This window comes from Collinsella aerofaciens, from assembly GCF_015560135.1.
GTDB classification, from domain to species: Bacteria; Actinomycetota; Coriobacteriia; order Coriobacteriales; family Coriobacteriaceae; genus Collinsella; species Collinsella aerofaciens_AN.
In genome coordinates this window covers 14,459-37,970 of the sequence record NZ_JADMRH010000009.1, presented here as the reverse complement: position 1 = coordinate 37,970, position 23,512 = coordinate 14,459, and the positions used below count along the sequence as shown (strand labels likewise).

Genomic DNA, 23,512 nt, shown 5'->3' with positions numbered 1-23,512 from the left:
ATGATCATCCTCCGATTTGGGACATAAATCGTTGCGTGCCCTCAATTATCGCGTGTTCCTGCGGTTTGTGGGCCACGGCATCGCGCCAAATCGAAAGCACCTGCATATCATCACCACGGCGTAGCGCCTCGCGCACCGAATACTCGGCATCGCTGAACAGGCAGGGGCGCACGCTGCCGTCGGCCGTCAGGCGCAGACGATTGCAGCTCGCGCAAAAATGGTTGGACATAGCGCTAATAAAGCCGACCGTTCCCGCCGCGCCCGGAAAGTGCCAATAGCGCGCAGGGCCCGCGCCGGCAGGAGCGTCGTTGATGCCGAGCGGCTCGAGCTCGCCCAGTCCCGCCGCAGCGGCGCCGGCATTGATGCGCGCCCGCAGCTCGTCGCTCGGCACGGTGTCGCTCGCGTCCCACAACTCGGGATTGAGTGTGGGCGCGTGAGGGTCTACGGCACAATGCGAGCTCGTGTGCTCGTCGCCAATGGGCATGTATTCGATAAAGCGCAGGTGGATGGGGCGGTCGACGGTCAGCCGTGCAAGGGCCGCCACATCCTGGTTGAGCCGTCGCACAACAACGCAGTTGACCTTAACGGGCTCAAAGCCCCAAGCTAGCGCCGCGTCGATGCCAGTCATGGTCTGCTCGAGCCGGCCCAGGCGCGTAATCTTTCCAAACAGCGTAGGGTCGAGCGTGTCGAGCGAAATGTTGACGCGGTTAAGCCCCGCATCTTTGAGCTGCGGCGCCAGCTTGGGTAGCAGGGCGCCATTGGTGGTGAGCGAGATGTCCTCGATCTGCGGAATCGCGCGGATGTCGCGAATAAGCGGAATGATACGGCGACTGACCAGCGGCTCGCCACCCGTCAGGCGCACGCGGCGAATGCCCTCCCCTGCTACCAAGCGCACAAAGCGGGCGATTTCCTCGGCGCTGAGCAGCTCATCGTGTGCGCGGGGTGCCACGCCATCGGCCGGCATGCAGTAAATGCAGCGGAAATTGCACTTGTCGGTAACGGCAATGCGCAGGTAGTTGATATCGCGACCAAAGCCGTCATGTTGCACGTGCCCGTCCACGCAGCCTCCCCTCACGCGGCGTTTTATTCTTTGGAAAACATAATACCCCACGAGAGAATCATGCCGACACCCGTACGACAGGACAGGTCGCTTCGAGCAAAACGGACTTTCCAAGCCCATCCTCAACACAGACCATCACAACATTCGATGCTTTTCCCGATTTTGGCGAAAAACGTCGAATGTTGTGATGGTTTGCCTGCCCACGGTACCCCGTAGAAGGACCAAAGCACCCCTAAAGGCCACCGTCCCAGTGACGAATCACGAATTCTCGCAGGTCGTTCTGCCGCTTCTGAAACGCTTCGCTTCGGTCGCACTTAAGGCCCATCGCAAGTGCGATGGCGTTCATCGCCCGATGCAATTGCAGCTGGTGGGCAAACTGAGTCCCGGTGAGGACGATCATCCTAAAGCCCAGCGCACTCAGCACGGTCATACGCTCCGCATCCGACGCGCTGCGCTGTTTATCAAGATGGTCCGAGCCGTTGTATTCAATCCCTGTACCGCTTGCAGGCGCATATACGTCAATCTCGAAATACCCGGCCTTTGCGAGATACTTGAACTCGTTGGGAACATCGACCCGATGGTTGAGCTCGATCTTGGCGTATCCCAGCCCGCCCTGGGAACGTTTTGCTACGACCATGATTGCGGTGGCCGTCTCCATGGGCGACCGCGCGCCATCGTGCACGCGCTTGAGCACAGCGGCCGCGCGTATAGCCCCCTGACGAGATCGGTTCTCATTGCAATAAGCAATCAAGTCGGCAACGGTATACCTCTGCCCCATCTCGATATAATCGCCTGTCGACAGATGATTCAAATGGTATCGGGCACAGATTTCGTAGCCATATTCCAGCTGCTCGGACTCGCTCATCCACGAGCCCGCCTGGACAAAGCACATGGCCTCATCAACCACTAGAAGGCCCTCTGCCACCTCGATAAGATGGCCTGGAGGTACCGGCGCTCCAAACACGTGGCACCTAAATCCAGCCGGCGTCGAGCGCTCAAAATCGAAGTTGACGAGCGTGTCGATATGATCGAGCTCTTCTCGTGGAATACCAAGTGAGACCAGATAGTCGGTAACGATCCCAACTGCCGTTGAAGCCCTCAGCCCCTTGGCATCGAGTCCCAATTTGGGCAGGCTCGCGGTCGGCTCCGCCTCGTTAGCAAGCGAGTCCTCATCGTATAGGCTGCTTGCTCGCGAGAGCGGCTCGGACGGGCGCGCCACGTTGTGGTACAGCCAGGCAGTCTTATGGGACAGGACGATCGGCAGGTCCATGAGCCCTCCAATGGAGTCGGATAACCAACCTTATTCCCCTGCCCACGGGTCCGCACACCTTCGTGCGCAAGAAAGCGATTCCACCCGGTCGAGTGGCAGAAAAACCATCACAACATTCGATGCTTTTCCCGTTTTTGGCAAAAAACGTCGAATGTTGTGATGGTTTGAGTCGAGGTGAGGGGCACGGAGGGATCAAAGCATCGTGCTCGAACGGGTTAATCCAGCTCTTTTAAGCCATGCGCCAGCTGCCAGTACTCGCCGTGCTGGGCGAGCAGCTCTTCGTGCGTGCCGCGCTCGATGATGCGGCCGTGTTCGAGGACCATGATGGCGTCGGCATCGCGGACGGTGGACAGGCGATGCGCGATCATAAAGGTGGTGCGTCCGCGCATGATGCGGTCCATACCGCGCTCGATGAGCTTTTCGGTACGCGTGTCGATGGAACTCGTGGCCTCGTCCAGGATGAGCACCGGCGGATCGGCGACGGCCACGCGCGCGATGGCGAGCAGCTGACGCTGACCCTGCGACAGGTTGGCGCCGTCGGCCGTGACCGGTGTGTCGTAGCCCCGCGGCAGGCGGCGGATAAACGAGTCGGCGCAGGCGGCCTCGGCAGCGGCGCGCACCTCCTCGTCGGTCGCGTCGAGCTTGCCAAAGCGGATGTTCTGCGCAATGGTGCCGCTAAACAGGTGCGTGTCCTGCAGCACAATGCCGAGCGACCCGCGCAGGCTGGCCTTGGCAATGTGCTTGACGTCGATGCCGTCGTACGCGATCTCGCCGTCATCGACCTCGTAGAAGCGGTTGATGAGGTTGGTAATGGTCGTCTTGCCGGCGCCCGTGGAGCCCACAAACGCAATCTTTTGCCCCGGCTTGGCAAACAGGTTGAGGTCCGTGAGCACGCGGGCGCCCGGCACGTAGGAAAAGTCCACGGCATGGAAGCGCACGTCGCCGGCAAGCGGGACCAAGCCGCACGTGAGCTCGGTGCCGTCGGCGGCCACCGCGCGGCCCGACTCATCAACGGCTGCCACGTCATGCAAGTGCCCGTACGCGCCCACGCCCTGGCCCTCGGGAATCTTCCACGCCCACGCGGCGTCGCCCGTCTGCACCAGCTCCACGCAGCCCTCGTCCACCTCGGGCTCAAGGTCCATAGCCGCAAACAGGCGCTCGGCACCGGCCAACGCGTTGAGCAAGAAGTTGCCGAGCTGCGTAAATTGGTTGATGGGCATGGCGGCCTGGCGCACAAAGACCAGGTAGCTTGCAAGTGCGCCCACATCGGCGAGCCCCTTGATGCAGAGCATGCCGCCCGCCACGGCGACGATGGCATAGTTGACATAGCCAATCACGACGGTCATGGGCACCATGGAGTTGGCATAGCTCACGGCGGCGGTACCGGTGCGGCGAAGCTCGTCGTTGCGGCAGGTGAAGCCGGCGACATTCGCTGCCTCACGGTTAAAGACCTTGATGACCTTTTGGCCCGAGACCATTTCTTCGATATATCCGTCCAGGTCGCCAAGCGATGCCTGCTGGGCAGCAAAGAAACGCTTAGAGCGCGCGCCCGAGTAGCGCGCATACAGCACAATGGCCGCATCGCACACGAGTGTGATAATCGTGAGCTGCCAGTTAAGGATGATGAGCATAGCCGTGGTGCCCACAACCTGAATGGCGGCCTGAATCACGTTGGCAAAGCTGTTGTTAAGCGCCTCGGAGACGGTGTCGACGTCGTTGGTGAAAAAGCTCATGATGTCGCCCGAGCGCGTGCTGTCAAAATAGCTGAGCGGCAGCGTCTGGATGTGCGCAAACAGGTCGCGGCGAATATCGGACACCACGCGTTGGGCCGCGCGCACCATGATCTGTGAGTAGCCCAGGGCCGAGAGCACGCCCGCGGCGTAGATGATCGCCGTCAGGATGACCTGCTTGGCGAGCAGTTCCTCCCCGCCCGTGGCCAAACCGTTAACGATGGGGCGCACCATGTAGGTGCCGGCGAGGCTCGCGATGGCGGCAACGGAGGCGAGCACGCCCACCGCGAGCAACGAGAACTTGGCATGCCCCATGTAGGAGAGCAAGCGGCGCACAGTGCGCTTGAGGTCGGCCGGGCGTGCTTGGGCTGCGGTCTTAGGCATGACGCTCACCCCCTTCCAAGGGCGATCCGCATGCGACGGAGGAAATCGGATCATTCGCGCAACCATCGTCGCTGCCGTCGCCGGCGTCCGCGCTCCTCGCAAACTCCATCTGCGAGGCATAAATCTCCTGGTATATGTTGTCGCCCGCTAGCAGTTCCTCGTGCGTGCCCACGCCGTGGACACGACCGTCGTCCAATACCACGATGCGATCGGCATCCATGACACTCGCGATGCGCTGGGCGATGATGAGCACGGTCGCATCGGGAATCCGAGCGATGTGCTCGCGAATCTTTGCGTCGGTCGCCATATCGACCGCGCTGGTGGAGTCATCAAAAATGAGCACGCGCGGATGCTTGAGCAGCGTGCGCGCGATGCACAGACGTTGCTTCTGGCCACCCGAGACACCGGCGCCGCCTTGGCCCAACTCGCCGTCCAGCCCGCCGATGCGATCAAGGAACTCGTCCACGCACGCCGCGCGGCAAGCCGCGAGGAGCTCATCGTCCGACGCCTGCGGATTGCCCCACTGCAGGTTCTCGCGCACGGTGCCCGTGAACAGCACATTCTTTTGCAGCACAATGCCCACAGCGTCGCGCAAGGCGGCGAGGTCGTAGTCGCGCACGTCGCGTCCGCCCACAAGCACGGCGCCTTCGGTGGCGTCGTACAGGCGCGCAATCAGCTGCACAAGCGAGCTCTTGCCCGAGCCCGTGCCGCCGAGGATGCCCACCGTCGAGCCGCTCTCGATGCGAAGGTCGATATGCTCGAGCACATCCTCGGCTGCATCCGCGCGGTATTTAAAGGAAACGTCGCGAAACTCGATACTGCCGTCCGCTGGCGCCGCAGTCGCGAGGTCTCCCGCAGGGTTGGCGATAAAGGGTTCCTCGTCGAGCACCTCGGCGATACGGCCCACACTCGTAAGAGCGCGCGTGAGCAGCAAAAACACGTTGGAAATCATCATGAGCGAGTTCATGATCAGCAGCACGTAGCTCATAAAGCCCGTGAGAGAGCCTACACCCAACTTGCCGGCGAGAATCATGCGGCCGCCAATCCACAGGATGGAGAGCGCAGCCACGTACATCGACAGCTGAAACACCGGCAGGTTGAGCACCGCGCTGCCAAAGGTCTTTGTCGCAGTGCGCGCGAGCTCGGTATTGACGGTGTCGAACTTGGCCTCCTCGTGCTCGGTACGAACGTAGGCCTTGACGGCACGCACGGCGGTGAGGTCCTCCTGTACCACGCCGTTGAGGTGGTCCATCGAGGTCTGGAGTTGGCGGTAGAGCGGACTCACGCGATAGGTGATGACGCCCAGCACGATTGCCAGCACGGGCAAGATGATCGCAAAGACGGTGGCGAGCGGGCGCGACAGCATCAGCGCGTAGATAAGGCCGACGATAAGCGTCACCGGGCCGCGCACCATAGGGCGAAAGCCGTTGCCCACAGCATTTTGGATAACGGTGATGTCCGTGGTCATGCGGGTGACGAGCGAGCTGGCGTCGTAGTTGTCCAGGTTGCCAAAGGCGAGCGTTTGAATCTTTTTGTACTCGGCCTCGCGCAGGTTGGCGCCTAGGCCCGAGGCAACGCGGGCGGACGTGCGGGCATAACCCAAGCCCAGTACCAGCGAAAGCGCAGCGCACACCAACATGTACGCACCCTGTAGCAGCATGTAGTTGATATCACACGCAGGCACGCCCACATCGATGATGTTGGCCATGATGACCGGGATAAACAGCTCGAGCACCGTCTCGACCGACACAAAGAACACGCCGAGGATGGCATCGCGACGGTATGCCCCTAGATAGGAAAACAGTATTTTGAGATTGCGCACGCAGGTTCAACCCCCATCAAACGTTGTTCGCAAACGCACGTATTATTGCGCGCCGAATAATGGTGTCAAGTATTCCGAAATCGTTTTCTGCAAGGTTAGCGCCGGCGGCGAGTTCTCGTGATGTGTGTCCATATTCACTCGGAATAATGGTGCGCGAGACTTTTTTCGCTCCGGCGTCAACACAAACCTTGACTCTACAATCGTTGTAGGGTTTTCACTACACTGGTAGCTAAACGAACCAAGCCAGAAAGCCCCGCCCATGGAACACGACCTCACACGCGGCAATGTCCTTAAGACCATCGCGGTCTTTGCCCTGCCCTATATGCTCTCGTACTTTTTGCAGATGCTCTACGGCATGGCCGACCTGTACATGATGGGGCAGTTTAGCGGCGCCGCCGGCATCACCGCCGTGGGTAATGGCGCGCAGACGCTCTATATCATTACCGTGACGCTCGTGGGCCTGGCCATGGGAACGACGGTCATCGTCGGCCACGCCGTGGGCTCGCGTCGCTTCGACCGCGCCGAGACCGCCATCGGCAACACCATCACGCTCTTTATGGGTGTCTCGGTGGTGCTGGCCGCTATCCTGCTCGCACTGTGCCCGCAAATCGTGGCGCTCATTGGCACGCCGGCCGAGGCAGTCGAAGGAACCGCCGCCTACCTGCGTATCTGCTTTGTCGGCATTCCGTTTATCGCCGCATACAACATTCTTTCGGCCATCTTTCGCGGGCTGGGCGATTCGCGCTCGCCCATGTACGTGATCGGCGTGGCGTGCATCATTAACATCGCGCTCGATTTTCTGTTTATCGGGCACATGGGGCTCGGCCCCGTGGGCGCGGCGCTCGGCACGGTAACCGCCCAGACGGCCAGCGTTGCCCTCGCACTCGTGTGGCTCAAGAGCCGCCGCACGAACATCCACGTTAAGCGCAGCGACCTGCGCCCCCAGCCCGAGGTGCTCGGCAGCATTCTTAAGATCGGCGTGCCCGTGGCCGTGCAGGACGGCTGCATCCAGGTGGCGTTTATGTTCATCACCGTCATTGCCAACCACCGAGGGCTCGTCGACGCCGCCGCCGTGGGCCTGGTCGAGAAGATGATCAGCTTTTTGTTCATTGTGCCGAGTTCCATGGGTGCCACCGTCAGCGCGCTCACGGCGCAAAACGCCGGCGCGGGCAAGGGCGACCGCGCATGTCAGGTGCTTAAAGACGCCATGACGATCTCGGTGGTGTACGGCTGCCTGATCACGGTGCTGATGTGGCTGGTGGCGCCGGCGTTTATCGGCTTTTTTGCCAAGGACTCTGCGGTGGTCGCGGCCGGCACCGGCTATATGCGCAGCTATATTTTCGACGCGATTTTTGCCGGCATCCACATTTGCTTTAGCGGCTTTTTCGCTGCGTATGGCAAGAGCTACATTGGCTTTGCGCACAACGTGCTGGCCGTAGCGCTCATTCGCGTGCCCGGCGCGTGGCTGCTTTCGAACGCCTATTCCGACACGCTGTTTCCCATGGGCATCGCTTCGCCGTGCGGATCGATTTTGTCGGCAGTCATCTGTGTTGTCGCGTTTACCGTGCTCAACCGGCGCGGGGCTTTTGACAAGCTGATGGCGTAACGGAGCGACGCAGGCCTGACGGCCCTCCCCCGCTTTTTACCGAAAGGAACGGTCCCATGACCGACTCGCCAGCTGAACATACAGAGGGCCTGCTCCGCATTGGCGAGGTGGCACGCCTGTTTAACCTGAGCGTGGGAACGCTACGTCATTACGAGCAGATCGGCTTGTTGGATCCGGCGCGCATCGATCCGGCAAGTGGGTACCGCTACTACGGATCGCGGCAGCTCTCCACCCTCAACACCATCAGCCACCTGCGAGTTCTCGACTTGCCGCTCACGCAAATCCGCGAGTTTGTGACCACGCGCGATGTGGACCTCATGCAGCGGCAACTGGCTCAGCAACAGGAAATCATCGAGCGCAAGCGCCGCGAGCTCGAACGCGTGTCGCGCAAGATTAACAGCCGGCTTGCCCTGCTGCACGATGCCTTGAACAACGAGCTCGATATCATTTGCACAATCGATGCGCCCGAACTTCGCTGCGCCGTGCTGCGCGAACGCGTCAACCCTACCGACGCCTATGCGCTGGAGTGGCAAATTCGTCAACTGCAGACGGGCCAGCACGAGACGTTTGTTTTTCTGGGCAACTTGGGCGTCGGGATCGCGCCCGAACGCCTTGCCGCCGGCGACTTTGATGGCTACGACGAGGTCTTTCTGCTGCTGGATGGCACGGACGATTACCTGGGCGATGTCGAAGTACGTCCCGCCGCGCGGTGTCTGACGGTCAGCTTCCGCGGCACGCACGGTCAGGCGGCCCCGCGCTATGAGCGCTTACTCGATTACATGCACGAGCGCGACCTGTCCCCCGCCGGTCCCTCGCGCGAAATCGCCCCCATCGACGACATCATCAGCGACGACCCGGGGGCGTATGTGACGAGGATCGCGATACCGGTCCGCTAATCACTACCATTTATCGAGCAATTCCATCCATTTACCTTAATCCGAATTAGATTGTATTATGTAGCAAATAAAATGACAGCATATTGCCCCCCCATAGGCAGGAGACATTATGCCCAGAGTTCAATCACGTCGCTCGTTTCTTCTCGGCCTAGCCTCGATCATCGGCTTATCCACGTCACGCCCGACAAGAGTATTCGCTGCCGACTCAAACTCATCCGTCGCTTTTACATCAGACCTAGCACAAGACTACGCGCTTTCCCTGTTGCCCATCGTCGACGGATCCGCGAACTTAGAGATCGAGCAAATCGTTCCCGTATGCCAACAAATCGGCCTTATCTGTGGCTATGAAATCAGTGTCACAAGGGAAGGAAGCCCTTACGGTTATTTAGTACTTGACGCATCATATCCTGGGCTTCTGAAGGAGATAACCCTCGGCGATACCATTCTTCCGATTTCAGCTTCTCTATCAAACGCCATTTCAACTTATTCCGGCCAACAGGCCACAAACCCAACCGTACTAATTTCGTACAACGATATTGAATATGGAACTTTGGTGCCAGGAACTAGAGACTGTGTAACCAACTATAACAATATACGGTCTGTCCCGATTGTCACCGAAAAGGGTATAACACCTCAAAGCAATAACCCAACTTCATGGAATGCAGTCATTATCAATGAAGATGACTTGATGTTGCATTTCCAAATAGACGATTTAAACGGAATACCGTTCCGAGGAGTCTCGGAATCATTAGTTGAAGCCCGCACTAATAAGTATGCATGCGTCGTTTCTGCCTTGTACGCTGTATCAATGCATTACGGTCTCACCAGTTCAAACGCTAATCAATTTAATCCCGATTATTATAAAGAAATATGGAACGTCACTGGCACAACAACGTATAAGACCAATGATCAGGGCGTCGAGTACGGAAGCACGATCATCCCAGATGGAATTGTTCCGTTTAAAAGTCTTGCCGCTCAAAAGGGTAGAGCACTTAATACTCAATTTTTCGGTTATCAGCCTCAATTCGCTCAGTACAGAGCAACTATCGATCAAGGGAATATCGGCTTGTATCATATGTGGATCAACAGCCGAAACAGTGAAGGATCCGTCGAGCTATCAGGTCATACAGTCACGGTAACTGGCTATTTTACTGGGCATAATGGAAGCTCTGGCATCGAACTGCAGTGGCTCGAAGTATTCGACGGATGGAACACTTATCCCCGAGCGATTAACTATGCAACGCCCAATATGGTCAAATTGAACGGAACAGTCTTTTGGTAAACCGGATGGCACCATCAAAATGCTATGGCACCACGGCCTTTGCCCTGGTTACGATATTGGTGATTTTCGCTATGTTTGCATCCGTTTCTTCATGCACAGATAGAGCCCGCTATAGCGGAGGAGATGATTACCTTGTCTTTGGAGTCGGCAGCGTTCATTCTATTGAGGGAACGGAACTCGTAATCCAAACAGACAACAGTCCCCGCTACACCGACGCTGGAAAGCAAACCCGGATTACATTCCCCTCATCTGGCCGAATCAAAGACAAGCTTTCCCAAATCAAAGTTGGGACAAGAGTTTCCTACTCACGCTTTGAGTCGGTAGACGCATCTGGATCATACGAGGGAAACGATATCGAAATTGAACAGGCAAACACTATAAGGAGATGTTGAGGAACTGAGCCTCTGCGCAGTTCCTCAACAAATCATTATGCCTCCGGGACCCTACCCGTCGCCAAAATCTGTTCAAGTGCCGCCTCATCCAACACGGGCACACCCAGCTGCTCGGCCTTGGTGAGCTTTGAGCCCGCTTTGGGGCCGGCGACCAGATAGCTCGTCTTCTTTGACACGCTGCCCGAAACCTTGGCGCCAAGCACCTTGAGTGCCGCGCCCGCCTCGTCGCGCGTGCGGTTGACGAGCGTGCCGGTGAGCACGAAGGTCAGACCCGCGAGTGGCTGTGCGTCGGCGAGCTCGCCCGCCACGCCAGCGTCGGCTGCGGCTTGCGCGTGCGCGGCGCCCAAGTCGACCTCGAGCGACAGGCCCGCCTGGCGCAGGCGCTCCAGCACGGCAAGGTTCTCGGGCACGGCCAGGAACTGCTTGACGCTCGCCGCAATCTTGGGACCGATGCCCTCGCACTCGGCAATATCCTCTTCGCTCGCCAAGATGAGCTTGTCAATCGACAGGAATCGCTCGGCGATAACCTCGCCCACGCTCTTGCCCACGTGGCGGATACCCAGGGCAAACAGCACGCGACCGAGCGGCTGGCTCTTGGACTTGTTGAGCTCGGCGATGATTTTCTCGGCCGTCTTGAGGCCTACCGGAATGGGGTCGCCCTTCTTGACGCCCTTTTTGCTGTTGGAGCTGGCATAGGTGCGCCCCGTGTCCAGGCCGGCGATATCGTCAACCGTGAGCTGGTAGAAGTCCGCGACGTCGTGAATCAGCCCGGCGGCGATCATCTTGTCGACAATCTCGTCGCCTAGGCCGTCGACGTCCATGCAGCCGCGACTCACCCAGTGGAGCAGGCGCTCCTTGAGCTGCGCGGGGCAGTCGATGGAGACGCAGCGGTAAGCGACCTCGCCGTCCTCGTGGACCACGGGGCTGCCGCACACGGGGCAGACCTCGGGCATGTGCCAGTCGACCGAATCGGCCGGGCGCTTATCGAGCACCGGGCCCACGACCTCGGGGATTACGTCGCCTGCCTTGTGCACGATGATGGTGTCGCCCTCGCGCACGTTTTTGCGGCGGATCTCGTCGATGTTGTGCAGCGTGGCGCGCGCGATGGTGGAGCCGGCGACCGTCACCGGATCGAACTCGGCGACCGGCGTGAGCACACCGGTGCGGCCCACCTGGATGCGAATTTCGCGCAGGACGGTCTGCTTTTCCTCGGGCGGGAACTTAAAGGCAATGGCCCAGCGCGGCGCGCGGGCGGTAAAGCCCAGATCGAGCTGCTGCTGGAAGCTGTCCACCTTTACGACCACGCCGTCGATGTCGTAGTCCAGGTCGCCGCGATGCTCGAGCGCCTGGGCGCAGAACTCGTGGACCTCGGCGGGTGTGGCACAACGGGCAACGTTAGGGTTGACGCTAAAGCCGGCGCTACGCAGCCAGTCGAGGAACTCGCGCTGGCTGTGGACGTGCAGCGGGTCGGTATCGGCGATGGCATAGATAAAGGTGGCAAGATCGCGGCGCGCCGTGATCTTGGGATCCTTTTGGCGCAGGCTGCCGGCGGCGGCGTTGCGCGGGTTGGCGAAGGGGTCGCGGCCCTCGGCATCGGCCTCTTCATTCAGACGAACAAAGCTGCCCTTGGGCATGTAGACCTCGCCGCGCACCTCGATAGTGCGCTCGCGGTCGGCGCCCATGTGGGCAAGTGCCGGTTCGGACAGGTGCATGGGCACATCCTTGATGGTGCGCACGTTGAGCGACACGTCCTCGCCCGTGGTGCCATCGCCGCGCGTGGCCGCGCGCACGAAGGTGCCGTTTTGGTAGGTAAGCGCCACGCCCAGACCGTCAATCTTAAGCTCACAGGTATATGTGACGCTGCCGGCGCCGAGCGCATCCTCGGTGCGCTGGAGCCATGCGTCGAGTTCGTCCAGATCCATGGCATCGTCCATGGAATACATGCGTGCCATGTGCGTGACCGGCGTAAACTGCTCGCTCACGTAGCCGCCCACGCGCTGGGTATAGCTGTCGGGCGTCACCAGGTCGGGGTAGGTCGCCTCGATTTCCTGCAGCTCAACGAGCATTTTGTCGAATGCGGCATCCGTGATCTCGGGCGTATCGAGCATGTAGTAGCGATAGGCGTGGTAGTCGAGCTCGTGGCGCAGCTCGGCCGCGCGCGCTGCCGCCTGGGCATGGGCGTCGACCGGTGCGGTGGCATCCGCGCTCGCGGGCGTTTCGGTATCGATGTCCACACCGTCACCAAACAGGCTCGATTGCTCCATAGCAGCACTCCTTCGCTCGATTTCAAACGGATACTAGAGTACCACCGGTCGCAATGGGGTCGAATAGCCCTTTCGAACCGCACCGAATCGGCAGCCGCCAGACCGGGGTGGACAGTTAGTTCAGACCATTACGAACCAGGCCTCTTGTCAGCCCCAAGTGATCCGTTTTCCTCCGTCCCCAAAGGATCAATAAGAAAAGAGGGGCTGTCCCGCGTTGGTGGGACAGCCCCCTCTGGCATCGGTATGAGCGAAACGGCTCGCTAGTAGCCCTGGCCGTAGCCTTGACCCTGGCCCTGCTGGCCTAGCAGCTCCTCCAGGTACTGGCGCAGCTGCTCGTCGGTAATACCGCCGTTGCCGGTGTCGGTCGCGCTGTCGTCCTGTTGCTGGTTCTGCAGCTCCTCGTCGGAACCCAGCTCGACGGTGACCTTTTTCTCTTCCTTGCCGCGCATGAGTGTGATCTCGACCTTCTCGCCCACCTCGTGGCTGCGCAGCGCGATGATCAGGCCATCGGCGCTCGTGATCTCGTCGTCGCCCAGCTTGGTGATGACGTCGCCCTCTTGGATGCCAGCCTTGGCGGCGGGACCGTCCTCAACGACGCTCGCCACGTACGCACCGCTATCGGTGCTCAGCTTGTTGGTGCGGGCGTTGAGCGCATTGACGCTCGAAAGCGTAGCGCCCATGTACGGATGCACCGGCGTCTTGCCGTCGATGATCTGGTCGGCAATGTTCTTGGCGTAGTTAACCGGAATGGCAAAGCCCACGCCCGAGCTGGAGCCCGAGTAGCTCTCGATGAGCGAGTTGATACCCACCAGCTCACCGTTGTCGTTGACGAGCGCGCCGCCGGAGTTGCCCGGGTTGATGGCGGCATCGGTCTGGATCATGTTGGCATAGATGGTACTGCCGCTGGTAGAGCTCATGGCCGTGGAGCGATACAGCGCCGACACGATTCCCGTGGAGACAGACTGCTCGTTGCCGAACGGCGAGCCGATCGCCATAACCCACTCGCCCACGTTGAGCTTGGAGGAATCACCGATCTCAATCGGCGTGAGCTTGGAGGCGTCGGCGTCCTTGAGCTTGATGACGGCCAGGTCGCTCGAAGCATCGTTGCCCACGAACTCGGCCTCGTAGGTGGTGCCGTCGTCCATGGTCACCACGTACTGGTCGTAACCATCGACCACGTGGTTGTTGGTGAGGATGTGGCCCTCGGTATCGAGCACCACGCCCGAACCGACACTGCCCGAGTTATCCGACCCGTCAGCAGACTGCGAAAGCGAGCCATTCTGGCTGCCGCTCGAAGTGGCAGTGATGGAAACAACGGAGGGCAGGGCCTTAGCAGAAACGGCCTCGGCCAGCGTGGTGTCCTCGGAGTCAATGGTGATCTTTTGCGTCGACGAACCCGAAGCACCCGCCGTCACGGCATTCTTGCCGCCACCGATATCAAGCGTGCCGCTCATAATGAGCGCAATGACCAGCAGGGCTCCGCAGGCACAGCCGGCAAGCGCCGTAATAAAGATCGGCAGCTTTTTGGTCTTGGTCTTGACCACCGTGTGCTTGTTCACGACCTGCTGGCCACCCAGCGGCTTGCCGGTCTGCGTGTCGTAGGCCTGCACGTAGGGAATGTTACTGCCGGCAGGCGTCGACTCCACCTGCACACGCGGCTGCTGCTGGGTCTCGCCGGCGTTGCCCGCATCCTGGGGACGCTGGGAATCGTACTCGCTCATGGCTGCGATCCTTTCGTCAAATAACCAAAGGCCCGCCAAACATGTGGCGGGCCATCATTGTTCACGTTGAGTTGTACCCCAAGCTGGGCAGTCCCGAGCACTAGATGCCAAGATTTCAGCTTTGCTTAAGTAATGACATGCTTATAAGCCAATTCGTTTTATGCCGTCATGTCTATTCGATATAACAGTCGATAGCAAAACTATATGTTGAATCGTTAATAAAGTCCGTAATCGTCGCACCCATGCCTGATCCGCACGTCCACTTATCTTTCTCCGCGTCGTATGGCGTTGGCCCCCACCCCGTTTCATATGATGCTTCGCTTTCCGTGAAGTTATTCATCACGTATTTATCCTTCTGCATGAGCGCGTACCAAGCGTTTGCATACATCACAAGCGGATCGGTTTGGACTATCGAGTACTTTCCGGAACGAATCTCAATTTCTGTTTTATCGTTAAAATAAGCGACCGTGAGCTCAATCTTGGCAAGCAGCGGCAACGTTTCATCTGATTCCCTCTGGATTGTTATGACATCACCGGCCATAGCGTCCGCAGACACAATTTCGCTCTCTGGCGTGAAAATAGTCTCTCTGCTTCTTGTTCGCGTTTTTTCATTGCCATTTTCATCTCTGACCACCGTGTCGACCACGAGCGTCAATCGCTTCCGAGCGTCCGGCAACTCCACGGCTTCTGCCATCCCAGCTCGCATCAAAATAGGAGCCCCTGCCATCAGACCTAAAAACTGCTTTCTATCAATCATTCTTCATTCCCCTTGTCTACTTTATTTGACTTTCTCAGCTGAATGGGGATACAGAACAGTCCCGTCAAGTTCCTTATCTTCCACAAAAACTAGAATCCATTTATCACCTGCTTTCAACCCTGAGACATATCCGGAACTTGACTTACGGCGCATATCGATTTTCTTACGGCAACCACTTGGCATAAGCGCCTCAAATTGCCCGTTATGAATATCCGACAGCGTCTGTACTTCAACTGAAATATGTTCGTCATCTTTTCCACCAACGACCGAGGGGCTCGGTTGATAGGCCGCGACAACCAATATCCCAAGAAATGCGCAAAGAAGCCCCAGCGTTTTACGTATGCGTTTTCTATCATCTTCGCCGTCACTCTCCACAATACGTCCCTTCATGCGATATATAAATCGTTGTGTCATATGGAAGAAAACGCAGCTGATTGAACCAGCCGTCCCAGACAACAAGCATATATTTCTTATCATTTGAATATGTATTATGCATAGCCACATATCCCGCAACAGCCATCGCATGAGCGTCATGGCTTGACCTGAGAGTCCCAGAAAAAATACTGAGATTTCCAGAATCTGCAGTTGCCCTGAAAGAATCCCAAGATGGATACCAAGCAAATGATGTCTCAAGCCTTTTCCCGCGCCTAGCACAGAACTCCTTAATAGCCGGGGCAGCATTTGGAGATGGAGTCCTTCCTTGGGTAAAGTAAAGGCCCGTAGCTTGATCGAATGACTTATTTGGATCGCCGGATGTTCCCGATAACTGCCAAAGCTCATGATATAAGTCTGGCAATTTGAGCCGGTTTAGCGTTACATAATGGCTGCTTACCGCAAACATTGCAGACACATCGCAAGCATAGGTCCCCGTTTCTTTAATAACCTCTGATTGTGTAGGCGTTATCATCCCTGAAATTGTTTTACTTGCGTCAATGACATATCCTTGCTTATACAGGTCTTTGGGCGATACGAAAACATCCTCGAACCTGCCTGGAGATCCGCTGCGGCTATTTCCCACAGAAAACACCGCTGTTGACCGGCATCCCTTCTCATCTAAAACAACGTTATTATCCAGATCTGCAATACCAAAAGACAGCTCGTCAAATTTCAAAGCAACGATGTCATCTTGGGATGCGAGAAGAGCTATTTCATCGCTTGTATTCTCAATGGGCATAGGGGCGTTCGGAGCCAAGCAGTATTCGCTGATCCACCAAGATCGCTCTGAATCAAATACGACGTAGCCATAGTTAACGTCATCCCGCTTCGCGCGAACGATATACCCGATTGATTCCCCATCGGAATTCACCATTTTTACTGGGTCACAAGCGGTCACCGGCTCATCCGATACGTCATCAAAGAAAGCTTGCGCTTGCTCCACAGCTATTTGCGGTGTGACACGAACCAAGTCGTCGTCTCCAAAAACCAACCTTGGAGACATCAGGGCGGCAAGCAATACTATGAATCCGACAATCACCTTTCTCGAATAACGCATTTCTTCCTCCATCCGTGCAGTAGGGAGATACGGTAACTAAATGATATTCGTGAGATAGTTATACGTTTGATATTGTTTTTACTGACCCACTTTAAATCGGTGAAAGGTCTTCTTTTCTCCCTAAACGAGAAAAGGGTACTGGAGAAATCTCCGGTACCCTCACATTCCTCTATTTACTTGCTAGTCCTTAAACAGATAGCCAACGCCGCGGACGGTGGTGATGTGCGCCGCGATCTGCGGACCCACCTTGGAGCGGATGCGTCGGATGTGCACGTCGACGGTGCGCGTGCCGCCGCAGTACTCAAAGCCCCATACGCGGTGCAGCAGCACCTCGCGGCTGTAGGCGCGGTTGGGGTGCGTCGCCAAAAAGCTCAGCAGCGAGTACTCCATCAGCGTCAGGTCGATGGGCTCGTTATCGAGCGTCACCTGGTAGGTGGCCAAGTTGATCTCGAGGTTATCGATGTTGAGCACATCGTCGGCGGCGACGGTCTCCTCCTCGCCCATCAGGCGCTGCGCACGAGCCTTAAGCTCGTTGGGCGTCGCCGTGGGGCATACAAAGTCGGCATGCGCGTGATTGGGCAGGCGCAGGGTGCCGAGCGCCTCGTCATCGACAATCACCAGCATGGGGACACCGCCGCGATCGTCAAGCCACTTGGCAATCTGATCGATGCGGTCGCTGCGGATGCCATCGGAATCGAGGATCAGCAGGTCAAAGTCGTGCGCCGCAGTCGGCGAATCGGGGGTAGCCAGGCTCACCTCGACACCCAGGGTGGTCGTCAAGCTGCGGGCAAACTCGTGGAAGCGCGTCGTGCGCGCCATGAACAGGGCACTCTTTTCGGACATATCGGCCTCCAAAGAAATGAGCTCAATCGTACTGGAACAAGTCAGCGCGATTAGGAGTTTGCCAGGTAGTGCTTGATCTCCCACTCGGTGATCGTAGACTCAAACTTATGCCACTCGTCGCGCTTCTTTTTGAGGAAGAAGCTGTGGATGTGTTCGCCGAGGGCATCCTTCATAAACTGCGAGTCCTCAAACACGTCGAGCGCCTCTTTGAGCGAGCGCGGCAGCGGCGTGTAGCCGGCCTCGACCATCTGACGGTCGGCAAGCTTGAGCGTCTCGGCCGTTGCCTCGGGCGGGAGTTCCAGCTTGCGCTCGATGCCGTCCAGACCAGCCGCCAGCGTGACGGCGTTGACCAGGTACGGATTGGCCATGGGATCGGGACTGCGCAGCTCGATGCGCGTGGACAGCTGCTTGCCGGGCTTGTAGACCGGGATGCGGACCATGCTCGCGCGGTTGCGCAGGCCCCACGTGGCATACTGCGGCACGGAGTCGCCACCCGTGGTGATGCGCTTGTACGAGTTGACCGTGGGGTTGGTGATGGCGCTGATCTCGCGGGCATGCGCCAGGATGCCGGCCATATAGTGCTTGGCAACGTCGGAGAGATGGTACTTCTCGTCGCCCTCGCCCCAAAAGACGTTGTTGCCGTCGTGGTCGAACAGCGACTGATGCAAAAACATGGCGCTGCCATCCTCGCCCGCCAACGGCTTGGGCATAAAGGAGGCGTGGCAACCGCTCTCGTAGGCCTGCTGCTTAATGATGAGTTTGGCCGTGGTGATGGCGTCGGACATGCTCAGGGCCTCGGCGTGACGCAGGCTCATGCCGTGCTGCGAGCGGCCGGCGGCGTGGAAGGTGTACTCCACGGGCACGGACATCTTCTCGAGCGTGAGGACCGTATTGCGACGCAGGTCGCGGGCGGCATCGCTCACCGAAAGATCGAAGTAGCCCACGTTGTCGAGCGGCTCGGGGGTGTGCTCGTCGGGGAAGTAGTAATACTCCAGCTCGGCGCCCACGTTGAGCAGATAGCCAGCTTTCTCGGCCTTGCGGAACATTCGGCGCAGGGCATCGCGCGGGTCGCCGGCAAACGGCTTGCGATCGGGAGTGCACACGTCGCAGAACACGCGGGCGACGCCATTATGGCTCGGGCGCCACGGCAAAATCTGGAAGGTCGAAGCATCGGGAAACGCCAGCATGTCAGCTTCCTCAGGCGTGGCAAAGCCCTCGATGGCGGAGCCGTCAAAGCCAATACCCTCCTCAAAAGCGACCTCGAGGTCCTCGGGGCTAATGGCAAAGTTCTTGAGGCGGCCGAGAATGTCGACAAACCACAGACGCACAAAGCGGATGTCACGCTGCTCTACGGAGCGGAGTACGTAATCGATGTTCTGCTGGTTCATGTCGCTCCCCTTTCTTTCGGGCGGGTTTCGACTGGTCTATATCGCAGATACTATCGCAGAAAAATGTTTCCGCAGGGTTAAAGCGTATCAAGCGCTCAAAAAACGTGTGCGAACAGGCAGTTGCGAACGAGCGGCTAGCGTTCAGATTCGGAGACAATTTGTCTACAGGCTCGTTCCAGCGCAGGGAACTCCATCGTCACTGCATCCCAAACAACCGAGCGGTCGACATTGCCGTAATCATGCGCAAGATAATTTCTCATGCCGATAATTCCACGCCATTCAATTTCGGGATGAAGCCGCTGCGAGCGTTCCGACAATTTGCCCGCTTCTTCCGTCACCCTAAGCGCACACATCAAAAGGGAGTCCGCCAACGCCCTCGTCCGCACGTCATTCGCATGCAGAAACTGGTCCTCGGTGATATCAAAAGCCTTGATGCGCTCGTTCGTTTCGGAGATGGCCTCCAAAACCTCTTGGGCGCGAAGGCTGTCTGACTTACGCGCGATCATAAAGGATCACTCCTTCGCGCTCGATTACCGCGGCAAGTTCGTCATCAAGATGATCACTAGAGACGAGATCAACCTGCCTCCCGGTTTCTTTGCGCACCGCCTCGCCAAACGCCGACAGCGCAAAAAGACCAAAGCCCTGCTCGCGATCGACTTCGAGACGCAAGTCAATATCACTATCGGCATGCGCCTCGCCACGGGCATACGAACCAAAAAGAATCACGGTTTTGATGGCGGGAATCGAGCTGGCCGCCTCGCGGACGGCGGACTCAATCTGGGCAGTATCCAAAATGCCCGTCGCGGCGCTTTCGCTCGCAGAGCTTTTACCAAGTGAAGGAACAAACGGCAGAGAGCGCTCGCGCAGCATCTGCCTCATAAACATATTGACCGCAACAGACGAAGTCATGCCAAGCTCTTCGCACAGTTCGGCAAATGAGTCTTTAATTGACGAGTCCACTCGCACACTCAGCACAGACGCAGCCATGGATACCTCCTGTATGACATTGTCTATATATTATCACACAGGCTAGCGCGAGGTCGAAGCGCGGTGTTCGATGTGGCCGGGAATCTCGATGCGCTTGGGGGCGAGCTTTGCGGCCTCGCCCACGGTGGTGGTAACAACGTCGATGCGCTCGGAAAGGCGCTCGACTACGCGCTCGGCAATGGTGAGGGTGTCCTGCGCGGCCGTGGTCACGCCACCAAAGAGCACATGGTTCCAGGGGTAGTCGTCAAACGTCGCGATCTTGAGCCCCGCCGGCAGCGAGGGTCCCAGCTGCGCTAGCGCCTCGGTCAGACGCAGGAAAACCAAGCCGTTGACAGCAATGAGGCCGAGCTTTTTACCTGCATAGCCGCGGATGGTCTCGTCCAGGCGGCCGACGCCCGTGGCGCCCCCGTCGGCCAGGGTGACGACCTCGCCGGCAAGGCCGCGGTGCAAAAGCTCGTCGGTAAAGGCCTCGGCGCGCTTGCGACGCACGGGGCTGTCGTCGCTTGCCTCGGTGAGCAGGCACAGGCGCTCGCTGCCAGCGGCGGTCAAGGCGTCTACCAGGCCGGCGACCAACTCACGGTTGTTAGATGTCACCAGATCGACACCGCCGGCGGTAACATCGCGGTCAAGCAGCACAACGGGCAGGCGCCCCGCGGCCGCGGCGATCGCCTTGTCGTTGCCGCCACAAGTGTTGACGACCAGACCGTCCACGCCGGCATCGATAAGCCTGGTGAGCGACTCGGCCTCCTTGGCGGGATCGTTGCCGCTAATGGCCGTCATAAGCGAGCAGCCGCGCGCGGCGGCGCTGGCGGAAAGCCCTTCGAGCATGGCGCTCGAGAACGGGTTGGCGATGTCGGCCAGGATCACGCCGATGAGGTTGGTGCGCGAGCTGCGCAGATTGCGCGCGGCGGCACGCGGGCGATAGCCGGTGCGCTCGATGACCTCGGCAATACGGGCACGGGTCTCCTCGGTCATTTGCCCGGGGCGGTTGTTGAGATAGCGCGAGACCGTGGCCGGACTCACGCCCGCCTCGGCGGCAATGTCCTTGATTCTCACCTGCGCCATAGCGCACTCCGTTTCCCAATTGTCGGCGGTCTGAGCCATTTTAGGCATTTTTTTAAAAATCTCGGTTGCAAAACGCTGTAGGTGAGCAGCGTCGTTTTTGCGTCTCGAGCAGATGCGATGATGGGCTAGATAGACGAGTCTTTAGGCAGCTCAAAATAGTCGGGATGCAAGGCGATAACCGGGCCCTGCTCCTCGGGCATCAGGTGCAAGTGCGTCTCTGCCAGATAGCTCGCCGCGTCGGTATCGCCCCTCTTAATGGCCTCGAGAATCCGGCGATGCTGCCGACGAATCGGCTCCCAGTCCAGATCCTGCGACACCATACGCAACCAGTTGTATCGCTCAAAATGCGTGTTGACGCTCTTCATCCAATCCCACAACATGTGACGACCGGCAATCTCAAAACATGTCTCATGGAACAGGTTATCCAGGTCAAAGAAACGGCGCGTTTCGCCATGGTCGAGCGACTCGGACTCGGTAAGAATCTGCTCAAGCCGCTGCTTTTGCTCGGGCGAGGCGGCCGAACAGCATTTAATAAGCACGCTTCTCTCGAGCTTCTCGCGCAAAAAGCAGGCGTTTTCGGCGCGTTCCATGCTGATCTTAGAGACGTAGGTGCCGCTTTTGGGACGCGTTTCCACCAGCTCCTGCTCACGCAGGCGCACAAAGGATTCGCGAATGGGCGTGCGCCCGATTCCCGTCTCCTTTTCCAGACCAATCGCCGAAAGGCGCGTGCCGGGCTTGAGCTCGGCATAGATGATCTTGGACCGCAATGCGTTGTACGCCTGGTCTTGCAGGCTCTGATAATGCTGCTGTTCCATAAAGCCCTCGGATGAAGCCACGGTTTGTCGAATATCACCATGCAATACTATCGCATCGACACGTCCCAACTCCCAACCGGTCTTTTGGGATGTGTCTCTTTTACCTGCCCTGTCCTGTTGATCGGCACCCTTGCCACAAAAGGGGCCCATCTACTACGTTAACGCGGATAGCCCCGACCATGCTGAAAAGTGCGAAAACAAAACCGCGGGTAGAGAGCTTATCGATTTTCAAAATAGCCGGCTATGGTTGACCTCTGCGGCTTAAACGTAGTAGATAGGCCCTATTCGTGGCACAGCACTACTCCATCCCAAATTGGCACCCCGAGCCCTCGTGAGTTGCCAACAAGCTGTTCGCCCAGCGTTTTATCCGCGCGGCATTTGGAAAATAGCACCACCGCAAAACCCGTGAGTAGCGCTTACTTTGCTATATCTCACTATACTTTGCTATATCTTGCTATACTTTGCTATATCTTGCTATATCTTGAGCAAAGGTGGCTCACATGCAAACAAACCCTTTTAAGCCCACAGCAGGTAAAACACCTCCCACGATTATCGGCCGCGAAGATGTGCTCGAAGAATTCAATGAGGGCCTCGTCAACGGGCCTGGTGCCCCGGGGCGCCTAATGCGCATAGCCGGCGTCCGTGGAACGGGCAAGACGGTCCTCCTTGACGAGTGCTCACGTTTGGCGCAAAGCCGTGGCTGGACGGTCATAAAAGAGGTCGCAACCGAGGGACTTTGCCAGCGCATTCTCGAACAGCTGCAGCCCAAATTCCAGGCCAAACACGCCAGATTTGAGCCCACCGTAGCTGGCATATCCATCGGCAGCATAGATATTGAGCGAATCGGCCCATCGCTACGCGACGCCATGAGACAGACAATATCCAAGAATGGAAATGGCCTGCTCATCACTCTCGACGAGGTTCAAGACGCAGAGCTCGATGAGGTCCGAACGCTCTCCATTGCGATTCAGCAGGTTATCGGCGAAGACCTTGATATCGCCTTTGTTTTTGCTGGGCTGCCTTCGATGATTGAAAGCATCATCAACGGAAAGACACTTACGTTTTTGCGCCGTGCCCTCCCCTTTGATCTGAAGGCTGTGGCAGTAACCGAAGTGTCGTACTCCCTCGAGGAAACCATTGAAGCGTCTGGCATGGAGTTGCAGCCAGGTATTGCCGGCCAACTTGCCGAGGCAACGCAAGGCTATCCTTTCATGATCCAACTCGTTGGATACTACGCATGGCAGTTGGCAAGACGCGCACATACAGCGATTATTGGAGAAGAAGAAGCCGAGCGTGGCATTGCAACGGCACGCGAACGCTTCTGCGCCATGGTGATTGAGCCCGCGCTGCAGCGCATTCCGCCCACGTGCATCGCTTATCTGCTGAGCATGGCGTCTTTGGGGCAGACGAGCTCGACCAGCATGGTTGCCGATGCCCTAAACAAAACGCCTCAACAGGTGAGCTCCGTCCGCAGCCGCCTGTTAAGAGAATCGATTATCGAGGCTCCTTCGTACGGCAAGGTCTCATTTGCCATCCCCTACATGCGCGACTACCTCTACGAGCACAAAGCCGAACTGGAAGTTGAACTGTAGAAACGGCAACTGCCCTGCAAGACGAAAACCGTTTTCGTACGGATTTAAAGCAGACGTAAACGGTTTTCGTCTGTTTTACGTTCGGAAATAAGACGCAAATTGCACTTTCGTATGGTTTTACGCCAAACGCAACACGCTTTCGTCCG

General features: G+C 58.1%; 19 protein-coding genes. 4 read left to right on the top strand and 15 right to left on the bottom strand.

The window, feature by feature from the left end; translation table 11 throughout:
- Window positions 1-4: 4 nt before the first annotated feature.
- The 4 genes from moaA to I2H19_RS05375 all read right to left on the bottom strand — a co-directional run bounded on the left by moaA (window position 5) and on the right by I2H19_RS05375 (window position 6,266).
- Window positions 5-1,060, bottom strand: a complete 1,056-nt coding sequence (gene moaA, locus I2H19_RS05390; protein ID WP_271745826.1) for a GTP 3',8-cyclase MoaA — start codon at window positions 1,058-1,060, stop codon at window positions 5-7.
- Between the two features lie 232 nt (window positions 1,061-1,292).
- Entirely contained in the window at window positions 1,293-2,330 is a 1,038-nt protein-coding gene (locus I2H19_RS05385) for a hypothetical protein (RefSeq protein ID WP_195621814.1), read from the bottom strand.
- A 215-nt stretch (window positions 2,331-2,545) separates the two neighbouring features.
- On the bottom strand, window positions 2,546-4,444 hold the full coding sequence (locus I2H19_RS05380) for an ABC transporter ATP-binding protein (RefSeq protein ID WP_195621812.1): 1,899 nt from the start codon (window positions 4,442-4,444) through the stop codon (window positions 2,546-2,548).
- Window positions 4,437-6,266 carry an ABC transporter ATP-binding protein gene (locus I2H19_RS05375; protein WP_195621810.1) on the bottom strand — a complete coding sequence of 610 codons (1,830 nt, stop codon included), beginning with the start codon at window positions 6,264-6,266 and terminating at the stop codon, window positions 4,437-4,439. The genes I2H19_RS05380 and I2H19_RS05375 overlap by 8 nt, the downstream gene beginning before the upstream one ends.
- Before the next feature lie 259 nt (window positions 6,267-6,525).
- Between I2H19_RS05375 and I2H19_RS05370 the strand changes: the two genes are divergently transcribed.
- From I2H19_RS05370 to I2H19_RS05360, 3 genes are all read left to right on the top strand, one after another.
- Window positions 6,526-7,872, top strand: a complete 1,347-nt coding sequence (locus I2H19_RS05370; protein WP_195621808.1) for an MATE family efflux transporter — start codon at window positions 6,526-6,528, stop codon at window positions 7,870-7,872.
- A gap of 56 nt (window positions 7,873-7,928) precedes the next feature.
- On the top strand, window positions 7,929-8,768 hold the full coding sequence (locus I2H19_RS05365) for a MerR family transcriptional regulator (RefSeq protein WP_195621806.1): 840 nt from the start codon (window positions 7,929-7,931) through the stop codon (window positions 8,766-8,768).
- Between the two features lie 109 nt (window positions 8,769-8,877).
- Window positions 8,878-10,050: a hypothetical protein gene (locus tag I2H19_RS05360; protein ID WP_195621804.1), complete on the top strand. Its 1,173-nt coding sequence runs from the start codon at window positions 8,878-8,880 to the stop codon at window positions 10,048-10,050.
- A gap of 427 nt (window positions 10,051-10,477) precedes the next feature.
- On the opposite strand, the gene ligA is transcribed toward I2H19_RS05360, so the two are convergent.
- From ligA to I2H19_RS05305, 11 genes are all read right to left on the bottom strand, one after another.
- Window positions 10,478-12,706 carry an NAD-dependent DNA ligase LigA gene (ligA, locus tag I2H19_RS05355; protein ID WP_195621802.1) on the bottom strand — a complete coding sequence of 743 codons (2,229 nt, stop codon included), beginning with the start codon at window positions 12,704-12,706 and terminating at the stop codon, window positions 10,478-10,480.
- Window positions 12,707-12,966: 260 nt separating this feature from the next.
- Window positions 12,967-14,427 (bottom strand): S1C family serine protease, encoded by a 1,461-nt coding sequence (locus I2H19_RS05350; protein ID WP_195621800.1) that lies wholly within the window; start codon window positions 14,425-14,427, stop codon window positions 12,967-12,969.
- Window positions 14,428-14,599: 172 nt separating this feature from the next.
- Window positions 14,600-15,184 (bottom strand): hypothetical protein, encoded by a 585-nt coding sequence (locus I2H19_RS05345; protein WP_195520927.1) that lies wholly within the window; start codon window positions 15,182-15,184, stop codon window positions 14,600-14,602.
- A 21-nt stretch (window positions 15,185-15,205) separates the two neighbouring features.
- Window positions 15,206-15,559, bottom strand: a complete 354-nt coding sequence (locus I2H19_RS05340) for a hypothetical protein (RefSeq protein WP_195363717.1) — start codon at window positions 15,557-15,559, stop codon at window positions 15,206-15,208.
- Complete coding sequence (locus I2H19_RS05335) at window positions 15,549-16,676, bottom strand: hypothetical protein (RefSeq protein ID WP_195363716.1); 1,128 nt, start codon at window positions 16,674-16,676, stop codon at window positions 15,549-15,551. Before I2H19_RS05335 ends, I2H19_RS05340 begins: the two co-directional genes overlap by 11 nt.
- Before the next feature lie 180 nt (window positions 16,677-16,856).
- Window positions 16,857-17,519: a response regulator transcription factor gene (locus I2H19_RS05330; protein ID WP_118256204.1), complete on the bottom strand. Its 663-nt coding sequence runs from the start codon at window positions 17,517-17,519 to the stop codon at window positions 16,857-16,859.
- A 50-nt stretch (window positions 17,520-17,569) separates the two neighbouring features.
- On the bottom strand, window positions 17,570-18,907 hold the full coding sequence (locus tag I2H19_RS05325) for a glutamine synthetase family protein (RefSeq protein WP_195621798.1): 1,338 nt from the start codon (window positions 18,905-18,907) through the stop codon (window positions 17,570-17,572).
- 134 nt (window positions 18,908-19,041) lie between these two features.
- The gene (locus I2H19_RS05320; protein WP_195621797.1) at window positions 19,042-19,413 is read right to left on the bottom strand and encodes a HepT-like ribonuclease domain-containing protein; all 372 of its coding nucleotides are present in this window, start codon (window positions 19,411-19,413) and stop codon (window positions 19,042-19,044) included.
- On the bottom strand, window positions 19,400-19,894 hold the full coding sequence (locus I2H19_RS05315; RefSeq protein WP_195621795.1) for a type II toxin-antitoxin system RelB/DinJ family antitoxin: 495 nt from the start codon (window positions 19,892-19,894) through the stop codon (window positions 19,400-19,402). Before I2H19_RS05315 ends, I2H19_RS05320 begins: the two co-directional genes overlap by 14 nt.
- 42 nt (window positions 19,895-19,936) lie before the next feature.
- Window positions 19,937-20,959, bottom strand: a complete 1,023-nt coding sequence (locus tag I2H19_RS05310; protein WP_195621793.1) for a LacI family DNA-binding transcriptional regulator — start codon at window positions 20,957-20,959, stop codon at window positions 19,937-19,939.
- 125 nt (window positions 20,960-21,084) lie between these two features.
- Complete coding sequence (locus I2H19_RS05305) at window positions 21,085-21,774, bottom strand: GntR family transcriptional regulator (RefSeq protein ID WP_195621791.1); 690 nt, start codon at window positions 21,772-21,774, stop codon at window positions 21,085-21,087.
- Window positions 21,775-22,274: 500 nt separating this feature from the next.
- On the opposite strand from I2H19_RS05305, the gene I2H19_RS05300 reads away from it, so the two are divergent.
- Window positions 22,275-23,366 carry an ATP-binding protein gene (locus I2H19_RS05300; protein ID WP_195621790.1) on the top strand — a complete coding sequence of 364 codons (1,092 nt, stop codon included), beginning with the start codon at window positions 22,275-22,277 and terminating at the stop codon, window positions 23,364-23,366.
- The last annotated feature ends 146 nt before the right edge of the window (window positions 23,367-23,512 follow it).

Coding starts and splice junctions, on each gene's coding strand:
- I2H19_RS05300 (WP_195621790.1), top strand. CDS start 22,275: ATGCAAACAAACCCTTTTAAGCCCACAGCAGGTAAAACACCTCCCACG.
- I2H19_RS05305 (WP_195621791.1), bottom strand. CDS start 21,774: ATGGAACAGCAGCATTATCAGAGCCTGCAAGACCAGGCGTACAACGCA.
- I2H19_RS05380 (WP_195621812.1), bottom strand. CDS start 4,444: ATGCCTAAGACCGCAGCCCAAGCACGCCCGGCCGACCTCAAGCGCACT.
- I2H19_RS05310 (WP_195621793.1), bottom strand. CDS start 20,959: ATGGCGCAGGTGAGAATCAAGGACATTGCCGCCGAGGCGGGCGTGAGT.
- I2H19_RS05385 (WP_195621814.1), bottom strand. CDS start 2,330: ATGGACCTGCCGATCGTCCTGTCCCATAAGACTGCCTGGCTGTACCAC.
- I2H19_RS05335 (WP_195363716.1), bottom strand. CDS start 16,676: ATGCGTTATTCGAGAAAGGTGATTGTCGGATTCATAGTATTGCTTGCC.
- I2H19_RS05345 (WP_195520927.1), bottom strand. CDS start 15,184: ATGATTGATAGAAAGCAGTTTTTAGGTCTGATGGCAGGGGCTCCTATT.
- ligA (WP_195621802.1), bottom strand. CDS start 12,706: ATGGAGCAATCGAGCCTGTTTGGTGACGGTGTGGACATCGATACCGAA.
- I2H19_RS05320 (WP_195621797.1), bottom strand. CDS start 19,413: ATGATCGCGCGTAAGTCAGACAGCCTTCGCGCCCAAGAGGTTTTGGAG.
- I2H19_RS05350 (WP_195621800.1), bottom strand. CDS start 14,427: ATGAGCGAGTACGATTCCCAGCGTCCCCAGGATGCGGGCAACGCCGGC.
- I2H19_RS05360 (WP_195621804.1), top strand. CDS start 8,878: ATGCCCAGAGTTCAATCACGTCGCTCGTTTCTTCTCGGCCTAGCCTCG.
- I2H19_RS05330 (WP_118256204.1), bottom strand. CDS start 17,519: ATGTCCGAAAAGAGTGCCCTGTTCATGGCGCGCACGACGCGCTTCCAC.
- I2H19_RS05365 (WP_195621806.1), top strand. CDS start 7,929: ATGACCGACTCGCCAGCTGAACATACAGAGGGCCTGCTCCGCATTGGC.
- I2H19_RS05315 (WP_195621795.1), bottom strand. CDS start 19,894: ATGGCTGCGTCTGTGCTGAGTGTGCGAGTGGACTCGTCAATTAAAGAC.
- I2H19_RS05370 (WP_195621808.1), top strand. CDS start 6,526: ATGGAACACGACCTCACACGCGGCAATGTCCTTAAGACCATCGCGGTC.
- I2H19_RS05325 (WP_195621798.1), bottom strand. CDS start 18,907: ATGAACCAGCAGAACATCGATTACGTACTCCGCTCCGTAGAGCAGCGT.